General features: G+C 69.0%; 16 protein-coding genes. 4 read left to right on the top strand and 12 right to left on the bottom strand.

Annotation, left to right across the window (positions count from 1 at the left end; all coding sequences use genetic code 11):
• Positions 1 to 148 precede the first annotated feature (148 nt).
• Together G5C66_RS11280 and G5C66_RS11285 are read left to right on the top strand one after the other, a co-directional pair.
• Positions 149 to 1,339: an endonuclease gene (locus G5C66_RS11280; RefSeq protein ID WP_165111059.1), complete on the top strand. Its 1,191-nt coding sequence runs from the start codon at positions 149 to 151 to the stop codon at positions 1,337 to 1,339.
• 169 nt (positions 1,340 to 1,508) lie between these two features.
• Positions 1,509 to 2,477 carry a type IV toxin-antitoxin system AbiEi family antitoxin domain-containing protein gene (locus G5C66_RS11285; RefSeq protein ID WP_165111060.1) on the top strand — a complete coding sequence of 323 codons (969 nt, stop codon included), beginning with the start codon at positions 1,509 to 1,511 and terminating at the stop codon, positions 2,475 to 2,477.
• Positions 2,478 to 2,603: 126 nt separating this feature from the next.
• Here the strand turns inward: G5C66_RS11285 and G5C66_RS11290 are convergent, their stop codons facing one another.
• The 10 genes from G5C66_RS11290 to G5C66_RS11335 form a co-directional block, all read right to left on the bottom strand.
• A complete protein-coding gene (locus G5C66_RS11290) occupies positions 2,604 to 2,963 on the bottom strand; it encodes an RNA polymerase-binding protein RbpA (protein WP_008357153.1) in 360 nt (119 codons plus the stop codon).
• 132 nt (positions 2,964 to 3,095) lie between these two features.
• The gene (gene secG / locus G5C66_RS11295; RefSeq protein ID WP_141780171.1) at positions 3,096 to 3,326 is read right to left on the bottom strand and encodes a preprotein translocase subunit SecG; all 231 of its coding nucleotides are present in this window, start codon (positions 3,324 to 3,326) and stop codon (positions 3,096 to 3,098) included.
• A 30-nt stretch (positions 3,327 to 3,356) separates the two neighbouring features.
• Positions 3,357 to 4,166, bottom strand: a complete 810-nt coding sequence (gene tpiA / locus G5C66_RS11300) for a triose-phosphate isomerase (RefSeq protein WP_165111061.1) — start codon at positions 4,164 to 4,166, stop codon at positions 3,357 to 3,359.
• The gene (locus G5C66_RS11305; RefSeq protein WP_165111062.1) at positions 4,166 to 5,389 is read right to left on the bottom strand and encodes a phosphoglycerate kinase; all 1,224 of its coding nucleotides are present in this window, start codon (positions 5,387 to 5,389) and stop codon (positions 4,166 to 4,168) included. The genes tpiA and G5C66_RS11305 overlap by 1 nt, the downstream gene beginning before the upstream one ends.
• Positions 5,390 to 5,427: 38 nt before the next feature.
• Positions 5,428 to 6,426: a type I glyceraldehyde-3-phosphate dehydrogenase gene (gene gap, locus G5C66_RS11310; protein ID WP_165111063.1), complete on the bottom strand. Its 999-nt coding sequence runs from the start codon at positions 6,424 to 6,426 to the stop codon at positions 5,428 to 5,430.
• 187 nt (positions 6,427 to 6,613) lie between these two features.
• A complete protein-coding gene (gene whiA, locus G5C66_RS11315; protein ID WP_165111064.1) occupies positions 6,614 to 7,600 on the bottom strand; it encodes a DNA-binding protein WhiA in 987 nt (328 codons plus the stop codon).
• A 145-nt stretch (positions 7,601 to 7,745) separates the two neighbouring features.
• A complete protein-coding gene (locus tag G5C66_RS11320; RefSeq protein ID WP_165111065.1) occupies positions 7,746 to 8,726 on the bottom strand; it encodes a uridine diphosphate-N-acetylglucosamine-binding protein YvcK in 981 nt (326 codons plus the stop codon).
• Positions 8,727 to 8,728: 2 nt separating this feature from the next.
• A complete protein-coding gene (gene rapZ, locus G5C66_RS11325) occupies positions 8,729 to 9,595 on the bottom strand; it encodes an RNase adapter RapZ (RefSeq protein ID WP_165111066.1) in 867 nt (288 codons plus the stop codon).
• A 3-nt stretch (positions 9,596 to 9,598) separates the two neighbouring features.
• Positions 9,599 to 11,575, bottom strand: a complete 1,977-nt coding sequence (uvrC, locus tag G5C66_RS11330) for an excinuclease ABC subunit UvrC (protein ID WP_165111067.1) — start codon at positions 11,573 to 11,575, stop codon at positions 9,599 to 9,601.
• Between the two features lie 178 nt (positions 11,576 to 11,753).
• Positions 11,754 to 15,680: a GH92 family glycosyl hydrolase gene (locus tag G5C66_RS11335; RefSeq protein WP_241248434.1), complete on the bottom strand. Its 3,927-nt coding sequence runs from the start codon at positions 15,678 to 15,680 to the stop codon at positions 11,754 to 11,756.
• A 228-nt stretch (positions 15,681 to 15,908) separates the two neighbouring features.
• Between G5C66_RS11335 and G5C66_RS11340 the strand changes: the two genes are divergently transcribed.
• Both G5C66_RS11340 and G5C66_RS11345 read left to right on the top strand, forming a co-directional pair.
• Positions 15,909 to 16,949, top strand: coding sequence for a LacI family DNA-binding transcriptional regulator (locus tag G5C66_RS11340; protein ID WP_338144143.1), 1,041 nt, complete (start codon positions 15,909 to 15,911; stop codon positions 16,947 to 16,949).
• A gap of 61 nt (positions 16,950 to 17,010) precedes the next feature.
• Positions 17,011 to 18,294, top strand: coding sequence for a tetratricopeptide repeat protein (locus G5C66_RS11345; RefSeq protein WP_165111069.1), 1,284 nt, complete (start codon positions 17,011 to 17,013; stop codon positions 18,292 to 18,294).
• 13 nt (positions 18,295 to 18,307) lie between these two features.
• Here G5C66_RS11345 and G5C66_RS11350 read toward each other — a convergent pair whose 3' ends face one another.
• Positions 18,308 to 18,745, bottom strand: a complete 438-nt coding sequence (locus G5C66_RS11350) for a Rieske (2Fe-2S) protein (RefSeq protein WP_165111070.1) — start codon at positions 18,743 to 18,745, stop codon at positions 18,308 to 18,310.
• Between the two features lie 77 nt (positions 18,746 to 18,822).
• Complete coding sequence (gene uvrA, locus G5C66_RS11355) at positions 18,823 to 21,774, bottom strand: excinuclease ABC subunit UvrA (protein ID WP_165111071.1); 2,952 nt, start codon at positions 21,772 to 21,774, stop codon at positions 18,823 to 18,825.

Below are 21,774 nucleotides of genomic sequence, written 5' to 3' on the forward strand. Positions count from 1 at the left end.
CCCCCTCCCGACTTGGCGCGACTGTCCCACCCAGAAGCGCCGAGTCGGCGCAAATGTCCCGGAAACTCCGTTACCCAGGGTGCTAACGGCAGGTAAATCTTTGCCGCAGCAGGTTCCGCCCGTACCTGCCGGCTGCCACCATCCGAGCATGTCCCTCAGCGCTTCTCGGCGGCTGCGCCTGACCCTGGCCAGTCTCGTTGCCCTCGCCCTGGCGAGCTTCATGGCGGTCGTCATCACGACCGCCCCGGCCCAGGCGGCCACGATCTCCGTCTCCACGGCGATCGCCACCCAGAACGGCTCGACGGCCACCGTACGCGGCTACGTCGTCGGCCAGCCGACCGCGACCAACACCGTCGTGACCAGCAACTACCCCAACGACTACGCCCTCGCGATCGCCGACTCGGCCGCGGAGACCAGCACATCGAGGATGCTCTACGTGCAGATCCCCGACGCCTTCCGCAGCTCGTGGGGCCTGCGCTCCAACCCGAGCCTGAAGGGACGCCAGATCGACGTGACCGGCACCCTGACGGCGTACTTCTCCCACCCGGGGCACAAGAACGCCACCGCCTTCGCGTTCTCCGGCTCCACGCCGAGCCCGACTCCCACCCCGACCCCGACCGCCAGCCCGACCGCGGACCCCAACATCCCAGCGGGCTACTACGACTCGGCCGCCGGCCTGTCCGGCGCGTCGCTGAAGTCGGCCCTGCACAACATCATCGACGGCCACACCACGATGTCCTACAGCGCGGTATGGGAGGCGCTGAAGGTGCTCGACCAGGACCCGAACAACTCCGCGAACGTGATCGAGTTCTACTCCGGCGTCTCCACGCCGAAGACCAACAACGGCGGCGACGCCGACAACTGGAACCGCGAGCACACCTGGCCGCAGAGCCATGGCGACTTCGGCACCAGCAACGGCCCCGGCACCGACGTACACCACCTCCGCCCCGAGGACGTCACCGTCAACGCCACCCGCGGCAGCAAGGACTTCGACCTCGGTGGGTCGGCCGTCGCCGAGTGCAGCGACTGCTGGACCGACGCCGACTCCTTCGAGCCCCGTGACAGCGTGAAGGGCGACCTGGCCCGCGGCATCCTCTACATGGCCGTGCGCTACAACGGCGACGACGGCTTCGCCGACCTGGAGGTCAACAACTCCATCAACGGATCGACCAACTACCTCGGCAAGGTCTGCATCCTCCTCGGCTGGCACAACGCCGACCCCGTCACCACCGCCGAGCGCACCCGCAACAACAAGATCTACTCGACCTACCAGCACAACCGGAACCCCTTCATCGACCACCCGGAGTACGCGGACTCGATCTTCGGCGCCACCTGCTGACCCCACCCGCCGAGTCGGCGCATCTGTCCCAGGCAGACGCGCCGACTCGGCGCATCAGTCCCACTCGAACGACCCGAGTCGGCGCGTCAGCTCCACGTTGTCCACAGACTTTTCCACAGCCCGCCGATGTCCGGTGGCGGTGTCGAAGAGGGGCTTCCAGACTCTGGGCATGGACATCAACGAGATGCTGTTCAACGGAAGCCTCGGGAGCACCTTCCCGTTGCCGTCGACCGAGCCGTTCACCTTCAAAATGGCCCGGGAAGCCGGGATCTCACGGAGGCGGCTCGGAAAGCTTCTCGAGACGGGCCTCGTGCGCCGACCCATCAAGGGCGTATATCTGGCCACCGAGGCGGGCGACTCTCTCGCCGTGCGCGCTGCGTGCTTGAGACTGGTCGCGCCTGCCGACTGCATCGTCGTCGACCGGCATGCCGGCTGGCTCCTCGGAGCCGAGATGATCCTCGCTCCTGGCGAGCACATCAGCCTTCGGCCGCTCTCGTTCTTTCGGCCTGCCGGTCGCGGCCGCCTCCGCAACGACATCGCCAGCAGCGGCGAACGCGACGTGCAAGACAGTGAGACGAACGAGATCGGAGGTCTGCGGGTCACCACCCCTCTGCGTACGGCCTGGGATCTCGGACGCGTCCGCTGGCCTGACGAGGCGATCGCCGGAGTCTCGATGATGCACCGACTCGGTGCGTACGAGCCGGAGGAGTTCATCGAGGGAATCGAGCGGTTCCGTGGCCAACGGTGGGTCACCACGCTTCGCGGGATCGGCCCGCTCGCGGACGGCCGGTTCGAGTCACCGCCCGAAGCGGTGCTCGGCCTGCGTTGCCATCAAGCGAGGTTCCCGATGACGCCGCAGGTCGAGGTGTCCACCGTGGCCGGTGAGTTCGTCGCGCGTCTCGATCTGGCCAACGAGGACCTTCTCGCGGCTGTCGAGTACGACGGCGCGGAGTGGCACTCCTCCCCCGGTCAACTGGCACGCGATCGGCAAAGGCGTCTGGACGTTGGCCGAGAAGGATGGTTGGTCGAGGCGTTCACCAAGGGCGATCTCTTTACGCGTACCGGAGACGCAGATGTACGCATCCGGCAACTGCACCATCGGGCGCTCCGGCGGCGCGGTGGCTGGCTGGCGGGCTGAGCGGGACAGTTGCGCCGACTCATTCGTCTCAGACGAGACTGACGTGCCGACTCGCGCTCTATGCGCGGGACAAATGCGCCGAGTCGGCGCCTCTGCGTGAAGCAGACGCGCCGACTCGGCGGGGTTTCAGAAGATGATCTCGCCGGACTTGCGGCGGGAGCGGAGGAGGGCGATGGCCTCCTCCAGGATGTCCTCGGCCTCGGCGTCGGAGCGGCGCTCCTTCACGTAGGCGAGGTGGGTCTTGTAAGGCTCGATCTTCGGCGCCGGGGGCGCGTTCTCCTCGTCGAGACCCGCGGGGAGCCCACACTTCGGGCAGTCCCAGGAGTCCGGCGGTGTCGCCTCGACGGCGAAGGTGATGACCGAGCGATGTGCGTTGGCGCAGAAGTAGGTGACGGCCTTTCGTGGCGCGGCTTCGCCACGCTCCGCCTCACCCATCGGGCCAGCACCGACTCGGGAGCCCCGAATCGCGTTCCCTCCACCTGCCATGGTGCTGCGGTGTCCTCTCTCAACTTAAAGTTCGCAGCCCCGAGAGGCCACTTTGGGGGATCGGACGGCAAAATCTCCGTCCAGCGTCGAACGAGTTTAGACGCTATCGCGCGCGCGTTGAAGGGAAATGTTTCAGTAGGCCATCAGCAGGCCGAGCGCGATCACACAGGCGAACCAGATGACGCCGATACCGACGGTGAGCCGGTCGAGGTTGCGCTCGACGACCGAGGATCCACCCAGCGAGCTCGAGACGCCGCCACCGAACATGTCGGAGAGGCCGCCACCGCGACCCTTGTGGAGCAGCACGAGCAGGATCATCAGCGCGCTCGCGATGACCAGGATGATGGTGAAGAGAAGTTCCACGTCTGAAATCCTATCTAGAGGCCCTGAAACCTACAGCACCGGTAGGTCGTAGTAGCGCGAGATCGCCGCAAAGTCCTCCACCGACAGGCTCGCACCGCCGACCAGCGCACCGTCGACGTCGCCCTCCTGCATCAGCGCGGCCACGTTGTTGGGCTTCACGGAGCCCCCGTAGAGGATGCGTACGCCGCCGGCCACCTCGGCCCCGTAGAGCTTCTCGAGCCGCTCCCGGATGCCGGCACAGACCTCCTGGGCGTCCTGCGCGGTCGCGGTCTCCCCCGTGCCGATCGCCCAGACCGGCTCGTAGGCGATCACGACCTCGGCCACCTCGGCGTCGGTGAGGCCGGCCAGCGAAGCCTCGGTCTGACCGGTGCAGTGCTCGAGGTGGTCGCCCGCCTGGCGGATCTCCAGGCCCTCGCCGACGCAGACGATCGGGGTGATCTTGTGCTTGAGCGCGATCTTGGCCTTCTGGGCGACGATCGCGTCGGTCTCGCCGTAGTGCTCACGACGCTCTGAGTGACCCACGATCACGTAGGAGCAGCCGAGCTTGGCCAGCATGGAGGCCGAGACCTCGCCGGTGTAGGCGCCGGACTCGTGGGTCGAGACGTTCTGCGCGCCGTAGGTGATCCGCATCTTGTCGCCGTCGACCAGCGTCTGCACCGAGCGGATGTCGGTGAACGGCGGGAAGACCGCGACCTCCACGGCGGCGAAGTCGTGCCGCTTGTCGGAGAGCGTCCAGGCGAGCTTCTGGACCAGCACCACCGCTTCCTGGTGGTTGAGGTTCATCTTCCAGTTGCCCGCGATGAGCGGCGTGCGCCCCGCTGCCGGCTTCTTGGTCGCCATCAGCCGAGCCCTCCGACCACGGTGGTCTCGTCGAGCACCGCGACGCCCGGAAGGGTCTTGCCCTCCAGGTATTCGAGCGAGGCGCCACCGCCGGTCGAGATGTGACCGAACTGGTCGTCGGAGAACCCGAGCTGGCGGATCGCTGCGGCCGAGTCACCGCCGCCGACCACCGAGAGGCCGTCGACCGTGGTGAGCGCCTGAGCGACCGCACGGGTGCCCTCGGCGAACGCGGCCTGCTCGAAGACGCCCATCGGACCGTTCCAGAAGACCGTCTTGGCGCCCTCGAGAGCGGCGGCGTAGGTCTGGGCGGACTCCGGGCCGATGTCGAGGCCGAGGGACTCGGCCGGGATCGCGTTGGCCGGGACCACGCGGGCCGAGGCCTCGTCGCCGAAGGAGTCGGCGACGACGATGTCGGTCGGCAGCAGGATCTCGACGCCGATCTCTTCGGCGCGCTCGAGGTAGCCGAGCACGGTGAGGATCTGGTCCTCCTCGAGCAGCGACTGACCGACCTCGTAGCCCTGGGCCTTGAGGAAGGTGAAGACCATGCCGCCGCCGATGAGCAGCTTGTCGGCCTTGCCGAGCAGGTTGTCGATCACGCCGAGCTTGTCGGAGACCTTCGAGCCGCCGAGGACGACCACGTAGGGGCGCTCCGGGGTCTCGGTGAGCCGCTTGAGCACCTCGATCTCGGTGGCGACCAGGTCACCCTGCGCGCTCGGGAGGATCTTGGCGACGTCGTAGACCGAGGCCTGCTTGCGGTGGACCACGCCGAAGCCGTCGGAGACGAAGGCGTCGGCCAGGGCGGCGAGCTCGGCGGCGAAGGTCGCCCGCTCGATGTCGTCCTTGCTGGTCTCACCGGCGTTGAAGCGTACGTTCTCCAGCAGGGCGACCTGTCCGTCGCCGAGGCCGTCGACGACCGAGCGCGCCGAGTCGCCGACGGTGTCGGTCGCGAAGGCGACCTCGGCACCGAGCAGCTCACCGAGGCGGGTGGCCACGGGCGCCAGCGAGTAGGCCGGGTCCGGCTCACCCTTCGGGCGACCGAGGTGGGCGACCACGACGACCTTGGCGCCGGCGTCGGCCAGCGTCTTGATCGTGGGCACCGAGGCACGGATGCGACCGTCGTCGGTGATCGTGGTGCCTTCCAGCGGGACGTTGAGGTCGGAGCGCACGAGAACTCGCTTGCCCGCGACTCCCTGCTCGATGAGCTGCGTGAGATTCAGAGACATAACGGGCTAGACACTAACCTGTGACGAGCGCCGCTGGGTCACAGGCTCGCGCCAACGTACGCCACCAGGTCGCCGAGGCGGTTGGAGTAGCCCCACTCGTTGTCGTACCACGCCGCGACCTTGACCTGGTTGCCGATCACCTTGGTGAGCGGTGCGTCGAAGATCGACGACGCCGGGTTGGTGACGATGTCGGAGGAGACGATCGGGTCGGTCGAGTAGACGAGGTACTTCCCGTCGGCGGCCTTCTCCATGATCGAGTTGATCTCCTCGACCGAGGTCTCGCGCGACGCCTCGAAGGAGAGGTCGACGATCGAGCCGGTCGGGGTCGGCACGCGCAGGGCGTAGCCGTCGAGCTTGCCCTTCAGCTCCGGCAGCACCAGGCCGATTGCCTTGGCGGCGCCGGTCGAGGTGGGGACCACGTTGATCGCGGCGGCGCGGGCGCGGCGCAGGTCCTTGTGGATGTTGTCCTGCAGGTTCTGGTCGGCGGTGTAGGCGTGGACCGTGGTCATCAGGCCCTGGTTGATGCCGATGCCCTCGTGGAGCGCCTTCGCCAGCGGCGCCAGGCAGTTGGTGGTGCAGGACGCGTTGGAGATGACCGTGTGGGCCTCCGGGTCGTAGACGTCCTCGTTGACGCCGAGGACGATGGTGGCGTCCTCGTTCTTCGCCGGCGCGGAGATGATGACCTTCTTCGCGCCGCCGTTGTCGACGTGGGCGCGGGCCTTGGTCGCGTCGGTGAAGAAGCCGGTGGACTCGACCACGACGTCGACGTCGAGGTCGGCCCACTTGAGGTTGGCCGGGTCACGCTCTGCGTACGCCTTGATCTCCTTGCCGTCGACGACGATCGCGTCCTCGGTGGCGGACACGTCGGCGTCGAGCGGGCCGAGGATCGAGTCGAACTTCAGCAGCGTCGCGAGGGTTGCGTTGTCGCTGAGGTCGTTGACTCCGACGATCTCGATGTCGAGGTCGGAGGCGCGCACCGCGCGGAAGAAGTTGCGGCCGATCCGGCCGAACCCGTTGATGCCTACTCGAACTGTCACGTGGACTCCTGGTTCGCGTCGAAAAGATTGTGCGCGGGATCACCCGCTGACGCCGACACTACCCAGCCCCTCTGAACTGCGGGAGACTGGGTTGGATCGTTCCAAAAGACGGACGAGTAGCAAATGGCCCGAGCCCCTCGCCTACACGAGGGGCTCGGGCCTACTTCTCAGGATGTGAACGTGTTGTCTAGGCGTCCTCGGCGAGCATCTCGGCGGTGAGCGACGCCTCGGTGTCGGGCACGCCGAGCTCCTCGGCACGCTTGTCGGCCATCGCCAGCAGCCGGCGGATCCGGCCCGCGATGGCGTCCTTGGTCAGCACCGGGTCGTGCAGCTGGCCGAGCTCCTCGAGCGAGGCCTGCTTGTGCTCCAGACGGAGCTTGCCGGCCTGGCGCAGGTGGTCGGGGATGTCATCGCCGAGGATCTCCAGCGCGCGCTCGACGCGGGCCCCGGCAGCGACGGCGGCACGGGCCGAGCGGCGCAGGTTGGCGTCGTCGAAGTTGGCGAGTCGGTTGGCGGTCGCCCGGACCTCGCGGCGCATCCGGCGCTCCTCCCAGGCCATCAGCGACTCGTGGGCGCCCAAGCGGGTCAGCAGCTGGCCGATCGCGTCGCCGTCGCGGATGACGACCCGGTCGACGCCGCGTACCTCACGGGGCTTGGCGGAGATGCCGATCCGACGGGCGACACCGACGAGCGCCAGGGCCGACTCCGAGCCCGGACAGGTCACCTCCATCGAGGAGGAGCGGCCCGGCTCGGTGAGCGAGCCGTGGGCCAGGAAGGCGCCGCGCCAGGCGGCGACGGCGTCGCAGGCCCCGCCAGAGACGACGGCCGGCGGAAGGCCCCGCACCGGCCGGCCACGCTGGTCGAGAAGGCCGGTCTGGCGCGCCAGCGCCTCACCGTCCTTGACCACGCGCACGATGTAGCGGCTGCCCTTGCGAAGCCCGCTCGCCTGGATGAGAGCCACCTCTGCCTCGTGACCGAAGACGTCGGCGATGTCTCGCTTCAGCCTCCGCGCCGCCAGACCGGTGTCGAGCTCAGCCTCGACCACGATCCTGCCGGCCACGATGTGGATCCCCCCAGCGAACCTCAACGTCGAGGCAACCTCTGCCTTCCGGCAGCATGTCTTGGTGATCTGAGTGGAGGCCAGCTCGGCCTTCACCTGTCCCGTCATCGCCATGTCGGAGAGTCTTTCATTGTTGTCAACGACCCTCGAATCGGTTCCACGTCAGAGCACTCTGTGTGGGGCCAGAGCGAGGCTTACGGACGGTGGGACGGTGTAGGCCCGGCCTCATGACGCGACACGAGCATCCTGCCGGATGCCCTCAACCCGCCCCGATCACCCTCGCGTACGCAGCCGCCAACCGCTCCGGGTCGTGGCGAGGGGTCCCGTCGCCGACGGCGACGTCGGCCACCTCGACCTGCGCACCGCACTTCTCGGCCACCCGCGACAGCTCGTCGAGGCCGTCGAGGGAGGAGTCGACGAGGACGGTGTGGATGCGGAGGTCGGGGGCGTGCTCGAGGAGGACCGAGAGGTGCTCGGCAGGGCCGAAGCCGGTCGTCTCCCCCGGCTGCTCGCCGAGGTTGAGCACGACGACGATCTTCGCGGTGGTGGCGACCAGGGCCTCCCGCAGCGCACGGACCATCAGGTGTGGCAGGACGGAGGTGAACCACGACCCCGGCCCCAGGAACACCCACTCCGCCTCCCGGATCGCCTTGACGGCGTCCGGCGCGGCGGGCGGGTTGTCGGGGATGAGCCGGATCGACTCGATCATCCCGTCGGTGCTGGCCACCTCGACCTGACCCTGCACCGAGGTCAGAGCCTCAGGGTCACCCGGCACCAGGCCGCGTACGTCCGCGACGATGTCCATCGGCACCAGCGCCATCGGCAGGACCCGGCCCTTGGCGCCGAGCAGGCGCCCCACCCAGTCGAGCGCCTCGACGTGGTCGCCGAGCTGCTCCCACAGCCCGACGATGAGCAGGTTGCCGAGGTTGTGGCCACGCATCTCGCCCTCGCCGGCGAAGCGGTGCTGCAGCACCTGCGCCCAGGTGTCGTCCCAGCGGTCGGCGCCGCACAGCGCGGCCAGCGCCATCCGCAGGTCGCCGGGAGGCAGCACGCCGAACTCGCGGCGGAGCCGCCCGCTCGAGCCGCCGTTGTCGGCGACCGTCACGATCGCGGTGAGCTGGTCGACGGTCAGGTCGTCGACCAGCAGCCGCAGCGCGCTCAGCGACGCGTGCAGTCCGTGCCCTCCCCCCAGGGCGACGACGGCCTGGGCATCTGCCCCGGGTCGGTCGGCCCCGGCCACGCTCACTCCCGCCCGAGGTCTCGGTGGATCGCCTTCGCATCGAGGCCGGCATCTCGCAGTCGCCTGGAGATCTCCTCCGCCATCGCCACGCTACGGTGCTTGCCGCCCGTGCACCCGATCGCCACGCGCATGAACCTCTTTCCTTCGTGGAGGTAGCCCTTGGTCACTCCGATGAGCACCGGAACATACCCGCTCAGGAACTCCTCCGCACCAGGGCGTGAGTAGACGTAGGCGGCGACGTCGGGGTTGTCGCGTCCGTTGCCCGCCTTCAGCTCCGGCACCCAGTGCGGATTCGGCAGGAACCGCATGTCGGCCATGAAGTCGGCGTCGACCGGGATCCCGTACTTGAACCCGAAGCTGACCACCGACACCTTCAGGGTCGTGCGCTCCGGGGTGCCGAACGCCTCGGCGATCCGAGCGGTGAGCTGGTGGACGTTGAGCTGGGTCGTGTCGATGACCAGGTCGGCGGCGCCGCGCAGGCTGGCCAGCACCACCCGCTCGCGCTCGAGCGCGTCCAGCAGCCGCTCGTTTCCGCGCTGCATCGGGTGGGGCCGCCGGGCCGCCTCTTGGCGGCGCACGAGCGTGTCGTCGGCGGCGTCGAGGAAGACCAGCGTCGTACGCCGCCCGGTCGCCTTCTTGGCCACGATCTCCTCGAGCTCGGCGAAGAACGACCCCGAACGTACGTCGGTGACGACCGCCACCGGCTGCTCCGGTCCGCGGGCTGCGTCGACCCGTTCGACCACCTGCGGGAGCAGGCTCGGCGGCAGGTTGTCGACGACGTAGTAGCCGAGGTCCTCCAGCTCCTTGGCGGCGGTGCTCCGCCCGGCACCGGTCATGCCGGTGATGACGACGACCTCCCCCTTGTGCATGACCTACTCCTCGATGATCTCGCCGGTGGTGACGTTGATGCCGCTAACCTTGCCATTCTTCGACGACTGCTCCACAGCGGTCTTGATCGCTGTCGCGGTGGCGGGTCCGATGCCGGGCACCTGGGCGATCTCCTCGGCGGTCGCGGCGCGGAGCTTCTTCAGCGAGCCGAAGTGCTTCATCAGCGTCTTGCGGCGCACCTCGCCGAGGCCGGGTACGTCGTCGAGCAGGCTCTCCACCATCGACTTCGACCGGCGGCCGCGGTGGTGGGTGATCGCGAACCGGTGGGCCTCGTCGCGGACGCGCTGCAGCAGGTAGAGCCCCTCCGAGGACCTCGGCAGGATCACCGGGTCCTCCTCGTCCGGCACCCAGACCTCCTCCAGGCGCTTGGCCAGGCCGACGACCGGGATGTCGTCGATGCCGAGCTCGGCGAGCGCCCTCTGGGCCGCCGCGACCTGGGGCGCGCCGCCGTCGACGACGACCAGCCCCGGGGCGTAGGCGAACTTGCGCGGCCGGCCGGTCTCCGGGTCGACCAGCATCGGGCCGTTCGCCCCTTCGACGTCGGTGGAGACGATCGAGGTCGACTGTTCGTCCAGCAGCCGCTTGAACCGCCGGGTGATCACCTCGTGCATCGCCCGGACGTCGTCGGAGCCATCCTGACCCTTGATGATGAAGCGCCGGTATTCCGACTTACGCGCCAGACCGTCCTCGAAGACCACCATGCTGGCCACGATCTCCGTGCCCTGCAGGTGGGAGATGTCGTAGCACTCGATCCGCAGCGGCACCTCGTCGAGCTCGAGGGCCTCCTGGATCTCCTCGAGCGCCCGGTTGCGGGTGGTCAGGTCGCTGGCCCGCTTGGTCTTGTGGAGCGCCAGGGCCTGCTTGGCGTTGTTGGCAACGGTCTCCTGGAGCGTCTTCTTGTCGCCGCGCTGCGGGACCCGGATCCGGACCTTCGCCTTGCGGACGTCGGAGAGGAGCTCCTCGAGCGTCTCGTGGTCGGGCGGCAGCGCCGGGACCAGGATCTCGCGCGGGATCGCCTCTGCGTCCTCGCCGGCGTAGAGCTGGAGCAGGAAGTGCTCGACCAGGCCGGCGGTGTCGGCGTCGTCCATCCGGTCGGCGACCCAGCCGCGCTGTCCCTTGATGCGGCCGCCGCGTACGTAGAAGATCTGCACGCCGACCTCGAGCGGGTCCTCGGCCAGCGCGATCACGTCGGCGTCGGCGCCGTCGCCGAGCACCACGGCCTGCTTCTCCAGGGCACGCTGCATCGCGGCCAGGTCGTCACGCAGCCGCGCGGCCTTCTCGAAGTCGAGAGCCTCAGAGGCGGCGTACATCTCCTTCTCGATCCGCTTCGTGAAGGTCGCGGTGTGGCCGGCCATGAAGTCGCAGAAGTCGTCGACGATCTCACGGTGCTCCTCGGGCGAGATGTTGCCGACGCAGGGCGCGGTGCACTTGTCGATGTAGCCGAGCAGGCAGGGCCGGCCGATCTGCTGGCTGCGCTTGAAGACGCCGTTGCTGCACGACCGCATCGGGAAGACGCGCAGCAGGATGTCGACGGTCTCGCGGATCGCCCAGGCGTGCCCGTAGGGGCCGAAGTAGCGGGTGCCCTTGCGCTTGGCGCCGCGGCCGACCATGACCCGCGGGAACTCCTCGGAGACGGTGACCGCGAGCCACGGGTAGGACTTGTCGTCGCGGTATTTGACGTTGAACCGCGGGTCGAACTCCTTGATCCAGGTGTATTCGAGCTGGAGCGCCTCGATGTCGTTGTTGACCGTCGTCCACTCCACGCTTCCCGCGGTGGTGACCATCGTCGCCGTACGCGGGTGGAGGCTGGGGATCGGCTGGAAGTAGTTCGCGAGCCGCTGACGCAGGTTGATCGCCTTGCCGACGTAGATCACCCGCCCCTTGGGATCGCGGAACCGATAGACCCCTGGCTGGGTGGGGATGTCTCCAGCTCTGGGGCGATAGCTCTGCGGATCGGGCACGCCGCCAGCCTATCGGCGAGGACCGACATCCGAGCCTGGCTCGGCGCTTGCGCCGGGCCAACGGGAGGAGGTCGAGCGAGCGCAGCGGGTGAGCCTGCGAACCCGCGAAGCGGGTCGAGACCTGATCAATTTTCGAGGAGCCGTGATGCCCGGCCGGGACGGCCGGGCATCACACCTGTCAGCCCAGCAGCTCCACCTCCGAGAGCGTGATCTGCTCGGCGGCGGACCCGGTGAACTCGATCCGGATCCGGTTGAACCGCGACTCCGACTCGAGCTTGAACGGACGGGTCGCCTGCTGCCAGTCGAACTTCTCACCCGAGCGCCGGTCGAGGACCTTCCAGTCGGTGCCGTCGTTGGATCCCTTGACGACCCAACCGCTCGGCGAGCGGCCGTCGGCGCCGTTGGTGAGGGTGTAGAAGGACACCGGCACCTTGGTCCCGGAGAACCGGTACTCCACCCAGCCGTCGCCGGCCACGGTGGTCTGCGTGCCGGAGTCGTTGTCGACCAGCCGCTCGCCGTCGTTGCCGCTGGCCGAGACGGTGCCCTTGCCGGCGCCGGACTTGTCGGCGATCGGCCTGGCGGGAGCCGAGCCGGTGGTCAGCGACGGCGGCACCGAGCTCGCCGACGTACCCCAGCTCGACGGCTTCGAGCCCATGTCGAACTCGATGGTGCCGCCGTCGGCGAGCTCCTCGTGGGAGACGTACGTCTTGTCCCAGGCCTTGCCGTCGATGGTGACGCCCTGCACGTACACGTTCTCCGCGGAGTTGTCCGGTGCCTTGATCACCAGGTCCTTGCCGCCCTCGAGGTGGAGGGTGGCCTCGGTGAACAGCGGCGAGCCGAGCACGAGGTTCTCGCTGCCCATCTGGAGCGGGTAGAGGCCGAGCGCGGCGAAGAGGTACCACGCCGAGGTCTCGCCGTTGTCCTCGTCGCCGGCATAGCCCTGCCCGATCTCGGAGCCGGTGTACATCCGGCGCAGCGTCTCGCGGACGATCTCCTGCGTCTTCCAGGGCTGGCCGGTGTAGGTGTACATCCACGGGATGTGGTGGCTGACCTGGTTGGAGAAGCCCCACTGCCCCATGCGTACGTCACGAGCCTCTCGCATCTCGTGGATGATGCCGCCGTAGGAACCGGGGTACTCCCCCGTCTCAGGCGTGGCGAAGAAGGTGTCGAGCTTCTTCGCCAGCCCATCGCGACCGCCGTAGAGGTTGGCCAGACCCTGGCCGTCCTGCGGCGTGTGGAACGCGAAGTTCCACCCGTTGGTCTCGGTGTAGTCGTGGTCGCTGCCCCACACCAGCGGGTTGTAGTCCGCCGGCGACTTCTTGAAGGTGCCGTCGGCGTTGCGGCCCTGGAAGAAGCCCACCTTGCTGTCGAAGGTGTTGACGTAGTTGCGAGCCCGGTTGAGGAAGTACTCCGACTCCTCCCGCAGCCGCTTCCGCTCGGCCGGCGAGATCCCGTCACGCTCGGCGAGCTTCGCGGCCATGTTCCCGATGCCGTAGTCGTTGATGTAGCCCTCGAGCCCCCAGGAGACGCCCTCGCTCACGGCCGCGGGCGTGTAACCGAGGAAGACCGAGGTCTGCATGCCCTTGCGACCGACGTTGGAGTTGGTCGCCGAGCCGGGCGGACGGACCGTGGCGTTCTTCACGGCGGCGGCGTATGCCTCCTCGGCGTCGATGCCCTCGATGCCCTTGACGTACGCGTCGGCGAAGGAGACGTCCGAGCTGGTCCCGGTCATCAGGTTGGCGTAGCCCGGCGAGGACCAGCGCGAGATCCAGCCGTTGTCCTTGTACTGCTGCACGAACCCGTTGACCATCTCGGCCGCCTGGCTCGGCTCCAGGAGGGAGTAGGCCGCCCAGGTGGTGCGGTAGGTGTCCCAGAAGCCGTTGTTCACATAGACCTTGCCGTCCTTGATCTCCGCCCCGGTGTGGGTGGGCGTGGTGCCCGGCGGGTTGGTGTCGCTGGAGGTGGACTGCACGGCGTGCTTCCAGACCGGCGCGTCCTCGGTGCCGGTGTTCTCGTGGCCCGAGTTGGGGTAGAGGAACAGACGGGCGAGGTTGGAGTAGACGGTGGTCTTCTGGTCCTTGGTCGCGCCCTGGATGTCGAGGACGTCGAGCTTGTCCTGCCACAGCGCCTTCGCCTTCTCCTTGACCGTGTCGAAGGAGTCGTCGGCGACCTCGAGCTGGAGGTTGCGCTTGGCCTGGTCGACGCTGATCAGGCTCGTGGCGATGCGCATCGTCACGGTCCGGTCCGCACCGGTGTCGAAGGCGAGATGGCCCTGGACGTTCGGGCGCTCGCCACCGGCGTACTTACCGCCGCCGGTGACGGGCTGGTCGAAGGTCGCGTAGACGTACATCCGGGTGGCGCCGTTGGACAGGCCGCTGCGGGTGTCGGTGAAGCCCGACAGCGTCCCTGCGGCCGGGTCGAGCGTGAGCCCGCCGTTGTTGTTCACGTTGTCGAACACCAGCCGCGCGGAGTCACCCGGGTAGGTGAACCGGAAGACGGCGGCGTGGTCCGTCGGTGCGATCTCGGCGCTCTGGCCGTTGTCGAAACCGACCTTGTAGTGGTAGGGCCGGGCGATCTCGTTGTCGTGCTCGAACGTGAGCGCGCGTGCTTTGCGGCCCGGGTCGGGGACGCCCTCGGCGGAGGACGGCATCACCTGGAACGTCTGCCGGTCTCCCATCCACGGGCTGGTCTCGTGGCTCAGCGTCAGCGCCTGCAGGCTCGTCCGGTTCTGGGCGTCGTTGTCCTGGTGGTAGCGGTAGAACCAGGACAGCGAGCCGGCGTTGGTCATCGGGGCCCAGAAGTTGAAGCCGTGCGGGACCGCGGTCGCCGGGATGTTGTTGCCGCGCGAGAAGCCGCCGCTGGAGTGGGTGCCACGGGTCGTCACGGCGTAGTCGACGCTGCTGGTGACCTCCGGCTCCTCCGGGGAGGCCGTGATCGCGATGTCGTCGTACCAGCCGCGGAACTTCGTCGGGCCGCTCGGCGCGTCGACGGCGACCAGGATGCGGTCGATGGTCTTGCCGGCCGCGACCTCGCCGATGACGGACCTCTTCTTGTTCCACTGGTTGGTGTAGAGCGACTTGGACTCGCCCTGCCCCTTCGGCGACAGTACGTAGCCCTCAGCATCGAGCGCGCCCAGCTCGGAGAGCAGGGTGCCGTCGGTGAAGACCAGGTCGACCGCGGTGTAGGTGCTCGGGTAGCTCAGGTCGCCCTCGATGAACTCCGGGAAGACCAGGTAGGACAGCTCGGTCTCCTTGCCGACCGGGATGTCGACGTCGAAGACCCGGTTGTAGGAGTGGCCCTTGTCGCCGGTGATCTTGCCGGCGTACTCGAAGGCATGCACCCCGGTGAAGCCGACCTTGGACTTCGCGGCGTACGCCGAGGCGGGGCCGTCGTCGGGGTGGCTGGTCATGTTCTTCAGCGGCGGCGGGGGCTCGGAGCCGTCGGAGAGCTGCCACTCGGCCAGCTGGATGATGCCGCCGCTCTGGTTGGCGGAGATGTCGATGCGGTAGTGGGAGTAGGCCTGCGGGGAGGCGATCTCGAACTCACGCGTCTGGAAGCGCTCCTCCCAGGACTGGCCGGTGCGGCGGTCGACGGTCGTCCAGCTCTGGCCGTCGGTGGAGCCCTGGATCACCCAGTCCTTGGGGTCACGCTCGGCCGCGTCGTTGGCCGAGGTGAGGGCGTACCTGACGACGCTGATGGGCTGGTCGAGCTTGATCTGCACCCAGCCGGTGGTCGCGAAGGTCAGCCACTTGGTGTTGATGTCACCGTCGACGAGCTCGGCGGCGCCCTCCCCGGAGCCGGTGTTCTCCCCGCTGGCGGTGACGCCGGTGATGTGCTCGGCGATGTCGCCGGGGATGCCGAAGGGGTCGGGGCCGGCGACGCCCGCGGTGCGGGGGTTGCCGTCCTCGTCCGTGTCGACGAGGTCTGCCCAGGTGGGCTGGGGATCGTCCTCCTCGAAGGAGGTCTCCCAGTCACCGCCTTCGGCGGCCTGCTGGGGGTCCGCGGTGTCGCTCTTCGGAGCGGACGGCTCGGGTGCCTCGGGAGTCGCGAGGGCGGGCGCGGTGCCGCTCATCCCGACCATCAGTGCCGCCGTCGCGGTGATCATCGCGGCCAGACGGCGGGCAGACCGGCCTCGGGTTCTGGGTGGTGCGTCCCAACGGTGCATCGGTGTGATCTCCTTCACATGGGGGCCATCCCAGATGGAACCCTGGGATGACAACGTTGTCAACGAGTTTCCGAAGGCTTTTACGTGGAGGCTCTCCGGATTCCCTCCGACACACGAGAAGATTCGAGACAGCGTTGTCACGCTCAGATCTGCGTCTACGCTGAGCACGTGGCACCCTCCGACCAGACCCGTCAGCAGCGCCGCCCGACCATGAAGGACGTCGCGGCGGCGGCCGGAGTGAGCCTGAAGACCGTGTCGCGGGTCGTCAACGGCGAGTCGAACGTCAACGACGACCTGCGGTCGGCGGTGCTCGAGTCGATCGCCCAGCTCGGATTCCGGCGCAACGCCAGCGCACGCGAGCTCCGGCAGGGGCGGTCCGGCACCATCGGGCTGCTGCTCGAGGACGTCGCCGACCCGTTCTACTCGATCCTGTCCCGGGCGGTCGAGGACGTCGCCCGGGAGCACGGGACGATGGTCTTCGCCGGATCCTCGGCCGAGGACGCCGACCGCGAGCGCGATCTCGCCCTCGCGTTCTGCGAGCGCCGGGTCGACGGCCTGATCATCGTGCCGGCCGGCTCCAGCCACTCCTACCTCCTCCCGGAGATGCAGGCCGGCATCCCGGTCGTGTTCGTCGACCGACCGCCCGGCGACATCGAGGCCGACGTGATCCTCACCGACAACCGCGGCGGCAGCCGGCGCGGCGTGGAGCACCTGCTCGCGCACGGACACCGACGCATCGGTTTCATCGGCGACGCGCCGGAGATCTACACCGCCGGCGAGCGTCTGCGTGGCTACCGCGAGGCACTGGAGTCCGCCGGTATCGCCTTCGCCGACGAGCTCGTCACCCAGGCTCCCCCGTCCGCTGCGTCGACCGCCGAGGCGCTCGACCGGCTGCTCGGCGGACCGTCGCCGGCGACCGCTCTGCTGTGCGGCAACAGCCGCACGACGGTCAGCGTGCTGCGCGAGCTCGCCCGCCGCTCGACGCGACTGGCCCTCGTCGGCTTCGACGACGTCGAGCTCGGCGACCTCCTCCAGCCTGGGCTCACCGTCGTCGCCCAGGACCCCGGCGCCATGGGCGCGGCCGCCGCCCGGCTGCTCTTCCAGCGCATCGCCGGAGGCTCCCCCGGCCCGACTGCCGCCCCGCCCCAGACGGTCACCATCGGCACCCGGCTGATCCCGCGCGGCTCCGGAGAGCTGGCGGCTCCCTGAGTCTGGGGAAATCCCGCCGCGTCACCCTGGGTTTTAAAGTCTAGTGGTCTAGTATGGTTATGTGCCTTGTCGTGACCGCTACGGATACGCGCTGACCACCAGTGACGAAGCCGCCCTGGCCTACTCCCAGGGGCTGCTCGACGTGCTCCGCCTGCGTGACGGCGCCCTGTCCTCGTTCGGGGCCGCGATCGTCCTCGACCCGACCTTCGCCCTCGGTCACGCCGCGCTCGCCCTGCTCGGACACGAGATGTGCGCGCCCGTGGACGTCGCTGCGCGGCTCCAGCAGGCCCGGCTCCACGCGCGCAGGGCGACCGAGCGGGAGCGCAGCCACGTGCACGCCATCGAGGCCCACATCGGTGGCAACCCGCGACCGCTGATCGACCATCTCGCAGCGTTCCCACGCGACGCACTGCTCCTGTCGACGGCGGTGCCGACCATCGCCTTCGCCGGGGCCACCGAGGTGCCCGAGGAGGCGTGGGCGATCGTCGAGCGCGCGGCCCCCGCCTATGGCGACGACTGGTGGTTCGCCGGCCTGCTCGCGTTCGTACGCCAGGAGCAGCGCCGCTTCGACGACGCGATGTCGCTCTCCTGCGCGTCGCTGGCTGTCGAGCCCGGCGCCGGCCACTCCGCCCACGCCCGTGCGCACGCCCACTACGAGACCGGCGACCACGAGGCGGGCCTCGCCTGGATGTCGTCGTGGGTGCTCGGCGATGGCGCCGAGATCGACTCGCTCTCCCACTTCTCCTGGCACGCCGCGCTCCACGAGCTCTCGCTCGGCGACCTGGAGGCCGTGCGCCGCCGCTACGAGACCCAGCTCCAGCCCGGCCGCGCGCTGGGCTGCCGGGCGCTGGTCGACTCCGGCTCCCTCCTCTTCCGCTGGGCGCTCACGCCGGGCGCGCACGACGTTCCCGACATCGCCGAGGTCGTGCGCGTGACCGGCCGCGAGACGATGATCCGCCCGGCCACGCCGTTCCTGGCCATGCACACCGCCGTCACCCATCTCGCCACCGGCAATGCCGGCGCGCTCGACGAGCTGCGCTCGTGGGCCGCGGGTCACGTACACCCGACCATGGCCACCGTCGTCTCCCCACTCGCCGAGGCGCTGGGCCTGATGGCTCGCGACGAGAACTCCGCCGCCGCCGATCGGCTCGCCGTGCTCGCGCCGTCGATCCGCCGTCTCGGCGGCTCGGACGCCCAGCGGGAGATCATCGAGGAGGCTCGTATCGCCGCTCTGCTGCGTGCCGACCGCTGGGACGAGGCCCGGGTGCTGCTCGACGCCCGCCTCGACCGCCGGCGCTCGCCGCGCGACGAGCTGTGGCGGGCACAGGCGCTCGCACGGATCTGAGGGCTACCGAACCTCAGCTGGGGACGATCTCGCCGTCGGTGACCTCGAAGGCCACCTCCTCGAGTGGACTCGTCGCGGGGCCCTGCGTCACCGAGCCGTCCTCGATCGAGAACCGGCTGCCGTGGCAGGGGCAGTCGATGGTGCCGCCGGCGACCTTGGTGACCGGGCAGCTCCGGTGGGTGCAGATCGCGGAGAAGACCTTGAAGGTGCCCTCGGTCGGCTGGGTCGCGACCAGGTTGCGGTCGGCGATGACCACACCGCCACCGACCGGGACCTCGCTCGTCGCGACGAGCGGGCCGTCCTGCGTGGACCCGGAGCCACCGTTCCCGGAGTCGCCGTTCCCGGAGCCACCGGACTCGCTGCCGCCGCATGCGACGAGGAGTGGGACGCCGACCACGGTGGCCGCGGTGCCGCCGACGACTCCTCGCCGGGTGATTCGAGATTCACTCATGTCGTCCAGAATAGGCGCGCCGACGGGCGACGTCGCTCGCCGAGCGGAAAGCCGTCGGGGAAATCTCGAGCCCGGAGTCAGGAGGCGTTGACCTTCTTCCGCGCCGCCGACTTCTTGGCCGCTGCCTTCTTGGCCGGGGCGGCCTTCGCCTTCACCGGCTTGGCCGGCGGCTGCTCGGCGGCCTTGCCGTCGAGCAGCGGGGCGAGGAAGCTGCCGGTGTGGCTGCCGGGGGTCGCGGCCACGGTCTCGGGGGTGCCCTCGGCGATCACGGTGCCGCCGCGGTTGCCGCCCTCCGGTCCCATGTCGATGATCCAGTCGGCGGTCTTGATGACGTCGAGGTTGTGCTCGATCACCAGCACCGTGTTGCCCTTGTCGACCAGCGAGGAGAGCACCCCGATGAGCTTGCGGATGTCCTCGAAGTGGAGGCCGGTGGTCGGCTCGTCGAGGACGTAGAGCGTCTTGCCCGTCGAGCGCTTCTGCAGCTCGGCGGAGAGCTTGACGCGCTGCGCCTCACCACCGGACAGGGTGGTCGCCGGCTGACCGAGGCGGACGTAGCCCAGGCCGACCTCGACCAGGGTCTTCATGTGACGCGCGATCGCGGGGACAGCCGCGAAGAACTCGACCGCCTCCTCGATCGGCATGTCGAGCACCTCGGCGATCGACTTGCCCTTGTAGTGCACCTCGAGCGTCTCGCGGTTGTAGCGCGCCCCGTGGCAGACCTCGCACGGCACATAGACGTCCGGCAGGAAGTTCATCTCGATCTTGATCGTGCCGTCGCCCGAGCAGGCCTCGCAGCGGCCGCCCTTGACGTTGAACGAGAACCGGCCCTGCAGATAGCCCCGCATCTTGGCCTCCGGGGTGGAGGCGAAGAGCTTGCGGATGTGGTCGAAGACGCCGGTGTAGGTGGCCGGGTTGGACCGCGGCGTACGCCCGATCGGGGACTGGTCGACGTGGATCACCTTGTCGACGTTGTCCAGACCGGAGATCTTGGTGTGCCGGCCCGGAACGGTGCGCGCGCGGTAGAACTCCTTGGCCAGCGCGGTGTAGAGGATGTCGTTGACGAGCGTCGACTTGCCCGAGCCGGAGACGCCGGTGACCGCGAGGAAGAGTCCCAGCGGGAAGGTGACGTCGATGTCCTTGAGGTTGTTCTCCCGGGCCCCGTGGACGGTCAGCTCACGCCCAGCGGTGCGCGGGCGGCGCACGGCCGGGACGGCGATCTCGCGACGGCCGGCCAGATACTGGCCGGTCACGGAGTGCTCGTTGGCGAGCAGCTCCTTGACGGTGCCGGAGTGGATCACCTGACCGCCGTGCTCACCGGCGCCGGGGCCGATGTCGACGACCCAGTCGGCGACCTTGATCGTGTCCTCGTCGTGCTCGACGACGATGAGTGTGTTGCCCAGCCGCTTGAGCCGCTCCAGGGTCTCGATCAGCCGGTGGTTGTCGCGCTGGTGCAGGCCGATGGACGGCTCGTCCAGGACGTAGAGGACGCCGACCAGACCGGACCCGATCTGGGTGGCCAGCCGGATCCGCTGGGCCTCGCCACCGGAGAGCGAGCCCGAGGGCCGCTCCAGGGAGAGGTAGTCGAGACCGACGTCGAGCAGGAACCGCAGCCGCGCCTGGATCTCCTTGAGCACCTGCTCGGCGATCTGCCGCTCCCGGCCGGTGAGCTCGACCCGCTCGAGCCACTCGGCCGCCTCGTTGATCGGCAGCGCGCACAGCTCGGCGATGTTGAGGCCGCCCTCGCTCCGCTCCCCCAGCGTCACCGAGGTCGAGACGGGCTTGAGGCGGGTGCCCTTGCAGGTCGGGCACGGCACCTGGCGCATGTAGCCCTCGAAGCGCTCCCGGGTCGTGTCGGACTCGGCTTCCTTGTGGCGGCGCTCGACCCAGCGGCGTACGCCCTCGAACTCCGCGTCGTAGGAACGGCGGCGGCCGTAGCGGTTGACCGAGACCACGTGCACCTTGCGCCCGTGACCGTCGAGGATCGCCTTCTGGCCGGCGGCCGGGATCTCGTTCCACGGCGTGTCGAGGTCGAAGCCGAGCTCACCGCCGAGCGCCTCCAGGAGCCGGAGGAAGTATTCGGCGACGTGGGCCTGCGACCAGGGCTGCAGCGCGCCCTCGGCCAGCGTGGCGCCCGGGTTGGGCACGACCAGCTCCGGGTCGACCTCCATCCGGGTGCCGAGACCGGTGCAGGCCGGGCAGGCACCGAAGGGCGAGTTGAACGAGAACGACCGCGGCTCGAGCTCGTCGGTGTCGAGCAGGTGGTCGTTGGGGCACGACATCCGCTCGGAGAACTTCATCTGCTCCCCGGTGTCGACGAAGTCGAAGACGACCAGGCCGCCGGCCAGCTCCAGCGCGGTCTCGACCGAGTCGGTCAGCCGCCGCTTGGCGGACTCCTTGACCGCGAGCCGGTCGATGACCACCTCGATGGTGTGCTTCTTCTGCTTCTCCAGCTTGGGCGGCGCGTCGAGCTGGTGGGTCTCGCCGTCCACCCGCACGCGGGAGTAGCCCTGCTGCTGCAGCTGGCTGAAGAGCTCGACGTACTCCCCCTTGCGCGCCCGGATCACGGGCGAGAGCACCTGGAACCGGCGCCCCTCCTCCAGGGTGAGCACGTGGTCGACGATCTGCTGCGGCGTCTGCCGCTCGATCGGGGCTCCACAGGTCGGGCAGTGTGGCCGTCCGGCGCGGGCGTAGAGGAGGCGCAGGTAGTCGTAGACCTCAGTGATGGTGCCGACGGTCGAGCGCGGGTTCTTCGAGGTCGACTTCTGGTCGATCGACACCGCCGGGGAGAGCCCCTCGATGAAGTCGACGTCGGGCTTGTCCATCTGGCCCAGGAACTGTCGCGCGTACGCCGACAGCGACTCGACGTAGCGACGCTGGCCCTCCGCGAAGATGGTGTCGAACGCCAGGCTCGACTTGCCGCTTCCCGACAGGCCGGTGAACACGATCATCGAGTCCCGAGGAAGGTCCAGGGAGACATCCTTCAGGTTGTGCTCCCGGGCTCCCCGGATGATCAGCTGCTGCTCCGCCAC

Origin of the sequence: Nocardioides turkmenicus, from assembly GCF_011045035.1 — a bacterium.
Taxonomy (GTDB): Bacteria; Actinomycetota; Actinomycetes; order Propionibacteriales; family Nocardioidaceae; genus Nocardioides; species Nocardioides turkmenicus.